This window comes from Streptomyces sp. NPDC051452, from assembly GCF_044454765.1.
In the GTDB taxonomy this organism is placed as follows: domain Bacteria; phylum Actinomycetota; class Actinomycetes; order Streptomycetales; family Streptomycetaceae; genus Streptomyces.
Genome location: NZ_JBITEB010000006.1, coordinates 289,857 through 302,585, shown reverse-complemented (window position 1 = coordinate 302,585; position 12,729 = coordinate 289,857). Strand labels below are relative to the sequence as shown.

14 protein-coding genes are annotated in these 12,729 nt (G+C 69.5%); 10 read left to right on the top strand and 4 right to left on the bottom strand.

Annotated features, from left to right (window positions below):
* Positions 1-478: 478 nt before the first annotated feature.
* The 3 genes from ACIBA9_RS18090 to ACIBA9_RS18080 form a co-directional block, all read right to left on the bottom strand.
* Positions 479-682: a cold-shock protein gene (locus tag ACIBA9_RS18090; protein ID WP_030052720.1), complete on the bottom strand. Its 204-nt coding sequence runs from the start codon at positions 680-682 to the stop codon at positions 479-481.
* A gap of 244 nt (positions 683-926) precedes the next feature.
* Positions 927-1,265 carry a MerR family transcriptional regulator gene (locus tag ACIBA9_RS18085; protein WP_399364033.1) on the bottom strand — a complete coding sequence of 113 codons (339 nt, stop codon included), beginning with the start codon at positions 1,263-1,265 and terminating at the stop codon, positions 927-929.
* 906 nt (positions 1,266-2,171) lie between these two features.
* Complete coding sequence (locus tag ACIBA9_RS18080; RefSeq protein WP_399364031.1) at positions 2,172-2,660, bottom strand: GNAT family N-acetyltransferase; 489 nt, start codon at positions 2,658-2,660, stop codon at positions 2,172-2,174.
* A 201-nt stretch (positions 2,661-2,861) separates the two neighbouring features.
* On the opposite strand from ACIBA9_RS18080, the gene ACIBA9_RS18075 reads away from it, so the two are divergent.
* From ACIBA9_RS18075 to ACIBA9_RS18065, 3 genes are read left to right on the top strand one after another with little or no spacing between them, the layout of a single operon-like run.
* Positions 2,862-3,278, top strand: coding sequence for a polyketide cyclase (locus ACIBA9_RS18075; protein WP_399364029.1), 417 nt, complete (start codon positions 2,862-2,864; stop codon positions 3,276-3,278).
* Positions 3,278-3,706 (top strand): MarR family winged helix-turn-helix transcriptional regulator, encoded by a 429-nt coding sequence (locus tag ACIBA9_RS18070; protein ID WP_399364027.1) that lies wholly within the window; start codon positions 3,278-3,280, stop codon positions 3,704-3,706. The genes ACIBA9_RS18075 and ACIBA9_RS18070 overlap by 1 nt, the downstream gene beginning before the upstream one ends.
* Positions 3,707-3,755: 49 nt before the next feature.
* Complete coding sequence (locus ACIBA9_RS18065) at positions 3,756-4,112, top strand: helix-turn-helix domain-containing protein (RefSeq protein ID WP_399364025.1); 357 nt, start codon at positions 3,756-3,758, stop codon at positions 4,110-4,112.
* Between the two features lie 296 nt (positions 4,113-4,408).
* Here ACIBA9_RS18065 and ACIBA9_RS18060 read toward each other — a convergent pair whose 3' ends face one another.
* Positions 4,409-5,371, bottom strand: coding sequence for a helix-turn-helix transcriptional regulator (locus ACIBA9_RS18060; RefSeq protein ID WP_399364023.1), 963 nt, complete (start codon positions 5,369-5,371; stop codon positions 4,409-4,411).
* A gap of 150 nt (positions 5,372-5,521) precedes the next feature.
* On the opposite strand from ACIBA9_RS18060, the gene ACIBA9_RS18055 reads away from it, so the two are divergent.
* From ACIBA9_RS18055 to ACIBA9_RS18025, 7 genes are all read left to right on the top strand, one after another.
* Complete coding sequence (locus ACIBA9_RS18055) at positions 5,522-5,737, top strand: hypothetical protein (RefSeq protein ID WP_399364021.1); 216 nt, start codon at positions 5,522-5,524, stop codon at positions 5,735-5,737.
* A 764-nt stretch (positions 5,738-6,501) separates the two neighbouring features.
* A complete protein-coding gene (locus tag ACIBA9_RS18050) occupies positions 6,502-6,738 on the top strand; it encodes an MbtH family protein (protein ID WP_399364019.1) in 237 nt (78 codons plus the stop codon).
* Positions 6,739-6,757: 19 nt separating this feature from the next.
* Entirely contained in the window at positions 6,758-8,536 is a 1,779-nt protein-coding gene (locus ACIBA9_RS18045; protein ID WP_399364017.1) for an amino acid adenylation domain-containing protein, read from the top strand.
* Complete coding sequence (locus ACIBA9_RS18040) at positions 8,533-9,780, top strand: cytochrome P450 (RefSeq protein WP_393901652.1); 1,248 nt, start codon at positions 8,533-8,535, stop codon at positions 9,778-9,780. The genes ACIBA9_RS18045 and ACIBA9_RS18040 overlap by 4 nt, the downstream gene beginning before the upstream one ends.
* Entirely contained in the window at positions 9,777-10,514 is a 738-nt protein-coding gene (locus ACIBA9_RS18035) for a thioesterase II family protein (protein ID WP_399364015.1), read from the top strand. Before ACIBA9_RS18040 ends, ACIBA9_RS18035 begins: the two co-directional genes overlap by 4 nt.
* Positions 10,515-10,610: 96 nt before the next feature.
* Positions 10,611-11,609 (top strand): TauD/TfdA family dioxygenase, encoded by a 999-nt coding sequence (locus ACIBA9_RS18030; protein WP_399364014.1) that lies wholly within the window; start codon positions 10,611-10,613, stop codon positions 11,607-11,609.
* 39 nt (positions 11,610-11,648) lie between these two features.
* Positions 11,649-12,725 carry a phosphopantetheine-binding protein gene (locus ACIBA9_RS18025; protein WP_399364013.1) on the top strand — a complete coding sequence of 359 codons (1,077 nt, stop codon included), beginning with the start codon at positions 11,649-11,651 and terminating at the stop codon, positions 12,723-12,725.
* Positions 12,726-12,729 lie beyond the last annotated feature (4 nt).

The following is a 12,729-nucleotide window of genomic DNA, read 5'->3' as shown; positions in this document are numbered from 1 at the left end:
GTCCCCGGTTCCGGGGCGCTGTCCCCGGTTCCGGGGCGCTGTCCCCGGTTCCGGGGCGCTGTCCCCGGTTCCGGGGCGCTGTCCCCGGTTCCGGGGCGCTGTCCCCGGTTCCGGGGCGCCGGCGGTCGCATCGGCAATCCCCGGTCGACCGGGGTGGCAACGCACTTCACATGACGAGTCATCGGGAACACGTCCCGATGACTGGAGGCGCGAAGGCCCCCCGGTTCACCGGGGGTTGTGGCACCTTGGGGGCGGTCGCGCAACGTCGACAGCCTTGATGTGTCGGACCTGATCGTCCGCGCGCGCTGCGTCCCCGTGAGCTCACCGACACCGACGAAACGCGTCGCGGCCGGGCGCAAAGCGCACCGGCCCCGGGCCCCACAGATCAGGGGCGTTCGTTCAGGTGGGCGCACGCCCGCAGGGGCGGCGCCCACCTGGACGCGGCGTACGCGATTCCTCGCGCCGCAGGTTTTCCAGGTCAGGCCAGGTTGATGTTCTCGGCCTGCGGGCCCTTCTGGCCCTGGGTGACGTCGAACGTCACGGCCTGACCCTCCTGGAGCTCACGAAAGCCGGTGGAGTTGATCGCGGAGTAGTGCGCGAAGACATCCGGACCGCCGCCGTCCTGGGCGATGAAACCGAAGCCCTTCTCCGCGTTGAACCACTTCACAGTTCCCGTTGCCATGTCTCATGCCTTCCAGTCGATGAACGCCTACCACTCCATGTGGCAGGCGGAGGTGATCGCCCTGGTCCCTGCGGCACAGCACAGCAAAATGCCCACACCACAGGCGCGGGCAATGGGGAATTCCGAACCACGACAGCTGACCCAGACGCTACACGCCCACACGCCGCGTCACCATAGGAAATGATCACGCGGCACACCGAGACCGTGCGTGCGATGCCCGCCGACGCCGACGGGCACGCTCATCTCATGCCGCTGCGGTGGGGTTCGCCGTTTCGGCGGCGCGGCGGTATTCGGCGTTGAGGCGCTGGGCTTCCTCGAGCTGGTCTTCCAGGATGACGATCCGGCAGGCCGCCTCGATGGGGGTCCCGTGGTCGACGAGTTCCCGGGCGCGGGCGGCGATGCGCAGCTGGTAGCGGGAGTAACGGCGGTGGCCGCCTGCGGAGCGGAGTGGGGTGATGAGACGCGCCTCGCCGATGGCGCGGAGAAAGCCCTGTGTGGTGCCGAGCATCTCGGCGGCCCGGCCCATGGTGTAGGCGGGATAGTCGTCGTCGTCGAGACGGCCGAACGTGTCATCTGCTGTCATTGCACCTCTCTGTGGCACGCGTGGAGGGGCCCTGGCGCCGTACTGGCACCAGGGCCCCGAAGGAACTACTACACCATCTGCCGGCCCTGATACTGCACCGGCCTTCTGTTTCCGCGGACCCGACCGAGACGCTGTCGGGGGCGCGGGGATCGCGGTTGCTTGACCGGAGACCACCTCACTATCGATGTCCTGCGGTACCCGGGTCCGAGAATTCCACCCGGGCGATCCTGATGGCGCTCGGCTCCTCCGTTCTTCCCTCTTGATCAACTACTCACTTACGGAAACTACGAACCGCTGGTGGCCTCGAACAGCGCCACCCTTCGGCAGCCGACTCCGTCGCCCGTACTGCGTCTGCTCCGGCTCGGGACCCCACTGCCGCCTCCCGGTGCGCGCGCCCGCAGCCGACGCCTTCACCGAGGTACCGCTCACCCACTTGACTGCTGGGCGCTGCGAACCTGCACCTACCGGTACTGCTCATGGCGGCCCCTGATCACTGCGGGCCACCCGGTCCGGTCGTCAGTCCCGTCGCCGTCCTGCAACCGCTCTGGCTTCGGAACTCCACCACCGCACCGCCCTGCCAACCGCAACTGCGGGTACTGCTGCCCGGCAGTTCATCTCTCCGGGCCTCGCTCGATCTCGACTACGAGAGAAACCATAACCAGACTGCCACCCAATGTCTACTTTGGCGGGCATAGATTTTCGCGCGCTCGAAGAAGAGGTAACCCGGCCTGGCCGGTCTCGCCTCGACCAGTCCGCGGACGGTTCAGGCAGCTCCGTCGGACCGGCCCGACGCTCGCGGCGCCCCACGGCCGCGGCACACCCGCACCTCGAGAGGTGGCAGCCCACGAGTGGCGGTCCTGACCCTCCAGCGTGGGGCCCTGAGAGTGCGGAGCACCCCACACCGCGTCATTCCGAAGGGATGCGGAACTCGAACTCGGGACGGTCCCAGGGCACGACGGGCGGGTTCGCGAACGCGGTCCCGGTCCGCACCGCACCGACGCGGTGGTAGAAGTCCGCGGCGGGAACATGCGACACGACCTTGAGACGGTCGAGCCCGGCGGCACGGGCCTCGGACTGCATGTGCGCGACGAGCAGCCGCCCGATACCCCGCCCCTGCACTTCGTCGGCGACGAACAGCAGATCGAGCTCCGGTGGCGCGAGGACGAGCGAGTAGAACCCGAGAACCCTGGCTTCACGCTCGTCGGCGCCGACGGCCACGAAGACGCGATGGGCCTCGATGTAGTCGGGACCGACCCGGTAGCCCGCCACCGCGGCCGCGTACTTGCCCTCGTAGGCGCCCGAGCCACGCACGAGCCGCGTGAGCCGCTTGGCATCCCGCGCGACGGCCCGCCGTATCGTGACCGGCCGGCCGATCGGGGAAGTGCGTGAACTCACCGGGAGAGTATTTCGCACCGGGCAGCGCCTTCGTGCGGCGGGTCGACTGGCTGGAGCCACGTTCGGGAATCACCGCCGCGCCGGCCCGAAGCGTGATCCCCGCCCCCGGTGCCGCGACCCGACACGCCCAGGTGGTCGACTGGACGGATAGTCTCCGCACAGATAATCTACGCATAGATTATTCGGACGAGGAGAGCAATCATGTGGGAGTACGAGCACAGCATCGAGACCGGCGCCGCCCCCGAGGTGATCTGGCGGCTCTGGGCCGACGTCGAGAACTGGGGCACTTGGAACGCCGAGATCGAGAAGATCGAGATGAACGGCCCGTTCGCGGCGGGCACGCAGATCACGATGACGCCGCCCGGGGACGACCCGGTACTGCTGCGCATCGCTGAGGTGGTCGAACACGAACTGTTCGTCGACGAGGCGCGCTTCGACGGTCTGCTGCTGCGCACCGTCCACCGGATCGACCGGATCGACGAGAACCGGATCCGCGTGACGTACCGGATGGAGATCACCGGCACCGGCGCCGACGAGGCCGGCCCGCAGATCGGCCCGGGCATCACCGCCGACTGGCCCGAGACAATGGCCTCGCTGGCCGAGCTGGCGCTTCGCTGATGCCCCTCAGCCCCGGCGACAGCCCCGGATTCCTGCTGTGGCACGCCACCCTGCGGTGGCAGCGCGACATCGCCACAGCCCTGGGCCCGCTCGATCTCACCCATGTGCAGTTCGTGCTGCTCGCCTGCACCTGGTGGCTCAACACCCAGGGCGAGCATCCCAACCAGCTGGCCCTGGCCCGCCAAGCCGGCACCGACGTCAAGATGACCTCCCAGGTACTACGCGTCCTGGAACACAAAGGGCTCATCGAGCGTGAAGCCGACCCGGCCGACGCCCGCGCCAAACGACTGCGCGTCACCGACACGGGCGCCGACCTGGCCCCACGCGCGATCGCCGCCGTCGAGCACGCCGACGCGCGGTTCTTCCAACCGGTGCCCCTCGACGACGCGGTAGCCCTGCTCGGCCGCCTGGCCCATCCCGAAACCTGAGACGACCCTCACCGACATCCGCAGGCCACCGAACCGGACCCACCGGTCGGTGGCATCGGCCTATGGTCACCAGACACCGCCTCAGGCCCGGCGGCGGGCAGCCATCGTGCTTCCGGCGGCCCGAGGCTGCCCCAGCGCCCGGGTCGCCGCGCGGTCGCGGATGCACGTGAACACGGTGCGGACCTGGCGGGGCGGGTTCGCGGCCGGCGGCCCGCCCGCCCTGTCCGACCGCAGGCGCTCGGGGCGACCGCCCTGTCCGACCGCAGGCACTCGGGGCGACCGCCCTCGTTCACCTCGCCGCAGGTCGCCGAGGTCAACGCGCCGGCCTGCCAGTCACCCGACCAGACCGGGACCCCACTGTCGCCCTCGCCGACCTACGAGATCCTCCGTCGCCCTGGCTGCCTGATCAACACCCGAAGGGCTTCCGGGGCCGACCACCGAGACCCGGCATGGACAGGGGTCGGTGCGTCGAAGCCTGGCATGCCAGGGCCGGTGTCTCCGCGGCCCGGACATGCCCAGGGGCCGGCGGAATGACCCGTCTCAGTTGTGGCCGTCCTTTTGGCATAAATGTGCCCTGCCTATTTCCTGCCACCGGAACGAATGCCCGTGCCGCGCCATGCGTGGAACACTGCAGTCACGAACAGATGCCGGGAGCGCGGAACTCCCACACCCCCGGCGGTGTCCGTGTGGGGCCGGGTCGGTCTACAACAAACCCATTTCGGCGGCTCGTTGCCCCAGCTGGAAGCGGCTCTGGGCACCGAGGAGTTCCGACACCTTGGTGACCATGCGTCGTTCCGTACGGATGGACACGCCGAGCTTGCGGGCCACGCCGTCGTCGGTGAGCCCTTGGGCCAACAGCCGCAAGAGTTCATGCTCTTGGGCCGAAAGTCCCTCGTCCGCCGATGCGGCCTCTCCCAATGGAGCGGCCGTGGCCCACACCATGTCGAACAGAGCACACAGCACCGAGACCACCGCGGGTTCCTCGATCAGGAGGGCTCCTTGGGCGGAGTCCTCCAGCGCGAGGGGGATGAGCGCCGCCTTGCGATCGGCGATCTGCATACGGAAGGGAAGGTGGGGGACGGTGCGAACGGCAGCGCCCTGAGTGGCGAGCCAGGTGGAGTGCTCCACGGATCCGGCATCGTTGCGGATGCTCTCCAGGTAGATCGTCTTGATGGACACTCCACGTGACAGCAGGTCCGTGAGGAGAGGCCGGCTGGCCAGCCGGTTGGCCTCGGTCTGGGGTCCGCCTGGCGCGAAGGCCAGCGACTCCTGCTCGGTCTCCGCCGCGAGCTTCTCCAGATAGTTGCGGACGGAGTTCAGATCCGTGAGCTTCTCCATCCCGGATCCGCGCGCACCGGCGTATTCGTTCATGTAGTCGTCGATGAGCGAGGCCATGCGCGCACGGGCCTCGTCCAGGGCGTGCTGCTGGCCGGCAATCTCGGCCTGGCGCTTCGCCCACAGGGCCTGGAACCCCAGATGAGGGCTCACCGGGCGGGCGCTGCCGGCCCCGTCCCACGAAGCCTTGATGAGGGCCAGGTCCGCCAACTTGTCGAGTGCGTCCCGCACTTGGCTTTCAGTCAGGTCCAGTTTCGTACTCAGACTCGCTACGTCGATGCCCGGACTGCGGAGCATCTCGCGGTAGACGGCGTCGGTGGCATCTCCCACCCCCCAAGTGTGGAGCACGTCTCTCCTTCCCCGTACGACTCTTGGCCCGACACTCATCCCGAGAGGGGCACAGTGTTCCTGGTGGCTACTGCGTGGTCCTTCTCCGCTCCCGCGCCGCCCGCGGCGGAGGAGGAGCTGAGGAGTGCTCTCATGCAGAATGACGCACGATACGAACGGTTGCAGCACATTCGGCTGCACCTGAGCCGCGGAGGCGCCCGCGGTGTCCTTTTCGTTGCGGCCGAGGACGGTTCGAGCGCCGAGGCCTACGCACGCACGCTCTGGGCCGCCGTCGCCCGAGGCGAGGGGCCGGTGAGCAAATGGCTGCTCCTGGAGTGCAGCGCGCTCTCGCTGCCGGCACAGGCATGAAACTGCCAGGAGCACAATGTGCCAGGCCTGAAGGCTGGTACCGGCCGTCCGCTTCGGTGAGGATCGAACCATCGAAAGAGAGAAGAGCGGCTGCGACAGCCGAAACGGGGAGGCAAATCATGGAACGTATTAAGCGAGCAATTCTTATCGCGGCTTGTGCAATTCCTCTGGTGTTCGCCGTGGGCGCCACCGCCGAGAACACCACATCGGTCCAGGCCGCCGACGGCGTCACGGTCGTACCCGGGGACTTCGGGTGGCAGTGACCCACCCGACGCTCTCCGACCGGTCGATTCGACCCCTGGTCATCGACGGGCAACCCTCGCACACGAGCTCCTCGATCCGTCGACGCGGTCGCCGTGTCGGCACTTCGTCCCGCCGCACCTCCGCGCGCTGAACCATCCGGCACTGGAACGGACGGCACCCCCGCTCCCCCGCACGGCCGGCTTCGGCACCTGCCGCACATACCGCTCCCACGGCACGGCGGACCCGAACCGCGACGGGCTTTCCCTCACGCCCCTCATCGCCCGAAGCCCCCGGCACACATCACCCGGCACGCCCTGGCCCTCGCGCGGCACCGCCGCATATCCGCGACGCTCGGCCGGTCCGATCGAATCCGGGTCATGGATTCCGTATCAGTGAACCGACTGCCGGCAACCCCGCGCGGGAGCCGTGATGTACGGCGAGACGCGCACGGAACCACCCTCTACGAAAATCCCGATTCCCACGGATTGCGAAACGACGCATGTCTCAGAATCTCGAGGTGGATGACTATGCACGAAATGGCGGCTGAGGCGCCGCACGCGAACGCGGGGCCCGAGAACGGGGCGGACTACACCGTGGTCCGCAACCACGAGGCGCAGTACTCCCTCTGGCGCGTCGGCGAGCCGGTGCCCGCGGGCTGGCAGGAAGCGGGCGTCGCCGGCTCACGAGAGCAGTGCCTGGCCCACATCGAAGAAGCCTGGCTCGACCTGTGCCCGCAGAGCCTGCGTACGGCTCGCTGAGATCGAAGGGGAGATTGCAGTGGTTCAACACCAGCTCATCCATCAGTGGGTGGCGGACGCCGCCGCCGAGGACCCGAACGCGGCCGCGGTCACCGCAGGGGGGACCGTACTTTCCTACCGTTCCCTCGACGCCGATTCCACGGCGCTGGCCCGGGTGCTGCGGGCGCACGGCGTCACGGTCGGGTCGCGGGTGGTCGTGGCCGTGCCCCGGTCCACCGACTTCGTGGTCGCGGCCCTCGCGGTCCTCAAGGCGGGCGGCGCCTATGTGCCGATCGACCCGGAGTACCCGGCGCAGCGCCAACAGCTCATCCTCTCCGACTCCGGCGCGACGCTCATCGTGACGGCCGGTGGCGAGGGCCCCGAGGGGTTCCCGGCCATCGACATGCGCACCGCGGTGACGGCCGCCGGCGCGCCGGAGGGGGACGGCGGCGAAGTCCCGGCCCCCGGCATCCGTCCCGAGGATCTCGCCTACATCGTCTACACCTCGGGTTCGACCGGCACCCCCAAGGGGGTCTGCATCACGCACGCCGCGGTCACCGACCTGATCGCGTCGGACCCCAGGCTGGCCATCGGGCGCGGCGAGGTGGTCGCGCATCTGGCGCCGACCGCCTTCGACGCCGCCACCTTCGAGATCTGGTGCGCCCTGGCCCGCGGGGCCACCGTCGCCGCGTTGAGCAAGGACGAGATCTCCGTCGCGGAACTCGGCAAGACCCTGCGCACGGTCCGGCCCGACTGGATGTTCCTCACCACCGGCCTGTTCCACCTGCTCGTCGACCACGACGTGGAGATGTTCGGCGCCGTCGGGACGGTCCTCACCGGCGGGGACGTACTCTCGCCGCAACACGTGCAGGCCGCCGCGCGGCTGGTGTCGCGCGACCTGTACGCGGCGTACGGCCCGACCGAGACGACCGTGTTCGCGACCCTGCACAAGGTCGACACGCAACGCTCCTACGAGCGGGTGCCGATCGGCCGGGTCCTGGACAACAAGAACCTGTACGTCCTCGACGCCGAACTGGGCGAGGTCCCGCCCGGCGAGGTCGGGGAGATCTTCCTCGGCGGCAACGGTTTGGCCCGCTGCTACCACAACCGCGCCGCGCTGACGGCGGAGCGCTTCCTGCCCGACCCGTACTCCCGGACGCCGGGCGGCCGCCTCTACCGGACCGGCGACCTCGGCAGGGTGCTCCCGGACGGCGAGGTCGAGTTCATCGGCCGTACCGACCGTCAGGTGAAGGTGCGCGGATTCCGCGTCGAGCTCGGCGAGATCGAGGCCGCGCTCTCGGCACACGAGGCGATCGGCGCGGTGGCGGTGCTGGCCGTCGGCGACGACGAGAACAGCAAGCGGCTCGTGGCCTACGCCTCTCCCGCGGCGCGGGCCGAGCTGAGCACCGCGGGGCTGCGGCGCTGGGTCGCCGACGCCCTTCCCGCCTACCTGGCCCCGTCGCACTACGTACTGCTGGACGCCCTGCCGCTCGACCCCAACGGCAAGGTGGACCGCAAGGCCCTGCCCCGCCCATGGGCCACTCGCGCGGACTTCGACCTGCCCTCGATGGTCGCGCCCGGCACCGCCACCGAACGACTGGTCACCCAGGTGATGGCCGACGTGCTCGGGTTGGACGAAGTGGGCGTCGAGGACGACTTCTACGCACTCGGCGGGGACTCCCTGCGCAGCGTCCGGATGCTGGAGCACCTGCGCGCCCTCGGCATCACCATCAGCTCCCGGGAGTTCATGCGCCGGCCCACCGTCCACGGCCTCACCGGACTCGTCGAAGAGCAGCAGCTGGTCGGAGGCATGCGATGAAGATCACGACCCCCGCCCGCGACGCACGGGTCCCGCTGACCGGCGTGGACCTCTATGACCCGACGCCCTACCGCGACGCGTGCCAGCACACCCTGTGGCAGACCCTGCGTGAGGACGCTCCCGTATGGTGGCAGAAGGCCCCCAATGGGACCGGCTTCTGGAACTTCACCCGGCACGCCGACGTCGAGCAACTGCTCAAGGACCACCGCAGGTTCAGCTCCGAGGACGGCACGATCCTCAGCTCGGTGGGCGTCGGTGACGCCGCGACCGGCAAGACGATGACCGTCACCGATCCGCCCCGCCACGCGCAGCTGCGCAACCCGGTGATGCGCAAGCTGGGCCGGTCGATGATCCGCCGGTGCACCGAGCAGCTGCGCGGCGAGGTCGGCCGGGTCGTGGCACCCCTGCTGGAGGACCGCAAGGGTGACTTCGTCGGGCTGATGCACCACCTGCCGATGGCGATGCTCGCCCCGATGATGGGCATCCCCGAGGAGTTGCGCGACGAGATCGCGCACTGGTCGGCCGTGAGCATCGCTCCCGACGAGCCGGGCCTGACCGGCGGCCTCGACGCGCACGCGGCGGCACGCGAGGCACATGTGCATCTGCTCGATCTGTTCGGCGCCGCGATCAGGATGCGGGCCGGCGACCCGGGCGACGACGTCATGACCGCGCTGACCGGGCTGCTCCTGGACGGTGAGCCGCTGACCGACTGGCATGTGGCGCTCAACTACTACAGCCTGATGATGGGTGCGCACGCCACCACCCCCCACGTGGCCGGCCACATCGTGACCGCCCTGGTGGAGCGACCGCACCTGTGGGAGGCGGTGCGCGCCGACCCCACGTTGATACCCGCCCTGATCGACGAGGGCACTCGCTGGACGTCCCCGACGCATCATCTGGTGCGGCGGGCCAGTGTGGACACCGAACTCGGTGGCACGGCGATCAGCAAGGGCGACTGGCTGTGCGGCTGGGTCGGTTCGGCGAACCGGGATCACGCCGTGTGGGACGACCCGTACGAGTTCCGCGTCGACCGGGGCAACAACCCCCACCTGGGGTTCGGCGTCGGACCGCACTACTGCATCGGCGCGATGGTCTCCCGGGCCGCGCTGACGGTGCTGTTCGAGATCCTGGCGGAGCACGTGGAACGGTTCGAGATCCCCGAGGAGCCCGTCCACCTCACCTCCAACTGGATCAACGGGATGGCCCGGATGAACGTGGTCCTCCATCTCGGGGAGCCGTCATGAGCCGCTGGACCCTGCAACCCGTACCGGCCGACGGGGACTACCTGGTCTTCGGTCTGCCCTACGCCGGCACCGGTGCCTCCTCCTTCAGCCGGTGGCCGCGCCGGTTCGGCGGGGGCAGGTTCTGCGCGGTGCAGCCCCCGGGACGGGAGAACCGGTTCGGCGAGGACACGGTCGGCAGCCATCAGGAGTTCGCCGAGGGCCTGGCCGCGGGAATCGCCGACCGGCTGGACCGGCCGTACGCGCTGATCGGGCACTGCGGTGCGGTGCCGTTCCTGCTGCAGACCGCGGCACACCTGGAGCGGCAGGGGCTGCCGGTTCCGCAGCGGCTGTTCGCCTCCGGCTGGGGCGCCCCGCACAAGGGGCTGTACGGCAGGCTGAACTTCGCCGACCTGGCCGAGGTCGACCTGGTCGCGGAGATCGAGGAACGCTGCGCGGCCCTGGGCTACCGGCTGCACGCCGAGTTCGTCGAGATCGCGGCCGAGACCATGCTCGCCGATCTGCGCGTGCAGCGCGGCTACCGGGCCGAGGCACTGCCCAGCCGGGACATCCCCGTGTCGGTGATCGGTTGGACCGAGGACCGTGTCGTCCCCCAGGACGCCGTGTGGCCGGGATGGGAGGAGTGCGCCGACGCCACCTTCCACGTGCTGGAGGGGGACCACTGGGAGTTCCTCCGCTGCCCCGAGGCACTGCGCGACCTCGTGGAGCACGAGATGTCCGCCACGGTCAGCGCGTAGCCGGCGGGCACCGCGGACCGTGCCCAATCGGCCCGGTCGAGCGGACGCCGCCTGCCGTTCAGCCTCACGGCTGCGGAAACCACCAAAGGATCGGACATGTCCTCTGTCGTCTTTGACCATCGGATCCACCAGCACGTCGACCAGTCGAGTATGACGCTGACCGACCAGGAGCGCACCCGGGTGCGCGCGCTGGTCGAGGAGTTGAACCGGTCCTCGCCCGACGGCCGGGTCGACGATCCGCGGTGGCTGACCCGGGCCCGACTGCACAGCTGCCGGCTGCCGGTCCGGCTGCTGGAATCGCTGCGGAACTTCCGCAGCGAGCCCGGCCCGGACGGAACCCTGCTGATCGGCAATCTGCCCGTCGACGCCGAGGCGTTGCCCGACACCCCGTCGGTGACGGACTCGGTGGAGCGCGGTGCCACCGCCCCCGCCACGACGGCGATGCTCCTCGGCCAGCAGATCGGCGACGTGTTCGCCTTCCGCGACGAGAAGCACGGCGCGCTGGTGCACAACGTCGTACCGGTGCCGTCGCTCGCGCGTTCGCAGAGCAACGGCGGATCCGTCGAGCTCGAACTGCACAACGAGAACGCCTTCCACCCGCATCGGCCGGACCTCATCGGACTGCTCTGCCTGCGCAGCGACCACGAGGGCAAGGCGGGCACCCTGTTCTCCTCCATCAGGAAGGCGCGGGTGCTGCTCGACGACGCCGACGTGGCGCTCCTGCGCGAGCCGCGTTTCGTCACCGAGGCACCCCCGTCGTTCCGTGCGGGCGACGCGGCCCTCACGCACGGCGTCCTCGGCGGTTGCCCGGACGACCCGGACATCCGGGTCGACTTCAACGCGACCAGGGCGACCGACGGCGAGGCGGCCGCCGCGCTGCGCCGGCTGGGCGGCGCCCTGGCCGAGGTGGCCTCGGAACTGGTCCTGCGGCCGGGTGACATGGCGTTCCTCGACAACCGCGTCGTGGTGCACGGCCGTACCGAGTTCACCCCCCGCTACGACGGCAGCGACCGCTGGCTCCACCGGGTCTACGTCCATCTGGACGGGCGACGAGGTCTGTCGCACCGGGTCGGGCCGGGACCCGTGCTGGCCTGATCCATTCGCCCTCCGACATTCCCGAAAAGGACTCAGCACATGAACGCAGCGCAGACGGTCGCCACAGTGTCGGCGGGCCCCTCGCAGCCGAGCCTGGTGCACCACATGCTCCAGGACATCTGGAGCACCACCCTCAAGCACGAAGTGGGCACGGACGACAACTTCTTCGAAGCCGGCGGCGATTCCCTGTCGGCGCTGGTCACCATCGAGCAGATCAACCAGCGCCTCGGCTGGCGGATCAACATGGGCGACCTGCTGCGGTTCCAGACCATCGCGGACCTCAGCGCGGAGAAGGCGCAGCCGCAGGCCGCCAACCCCGAGCGGGCGCTGATCCGGATGAGCAACCAGGGCACCCGGACACCCATCGTGTTCGTGCACGCCGGCCACGGCATGGTGGACGGTTACGGCCGGCTCGTTCGCGAACTCGGCATCGACCGGGCCTGCTTCGGACTGCAGTCCCCGCTGCTGATCGAGGGCGCCGCGAGCGTGCCGGACAGCATCCAGGGTCTTGCCGCGCTCTACGCCGATCTGCTCCAGGACGAGTTCGGCGACGAGGAGTTCCACCTCTTCGGCTCCTGCGCCGGTGGCGCGCTCTGCCTGGAACTGGGCCGTATCGCCGCCGACCGCGGTCTCAGCGTCGGCCGGACCGTCGTGGTCGACGGCTACCTCGAACTGCGCTCCACCGAGGCGATGTCGGAGAACGAGCTGCTGGTGGACTTCTACGACGGTGTGCTGCGCATGTCGGGAACCACGGACCGGTATCCGGCGATGACCCCGCTAGACGTCGACCTGGAACGGGTGCTGCGGTACTCGGCGGCCGCCATGTTCGGCACGGACATGGGATTCGACGAGCGGGCCGAAGCCTTCTGCCAACGCCTCTACGCCTCCTTCCTCAACACCTCGCACGCCCTGACCTCCTACCGCCCCGAGCCCGCCGACGTCGATCTGCTCATGCTGCTGGCGAGGGACAACTTCACGCTCGACGACTGGCGTTCGGTGGTCACCGGCGAGCTGACGGCCGAGGTGCTGCGGTCGGAGTTCTACGGACAGCGGCTCTGCATCGAAGAGGCCTCGTACCTCGCGGCCCGCACCGTCGACTACCTGGGCGAGGAGTGAGCGT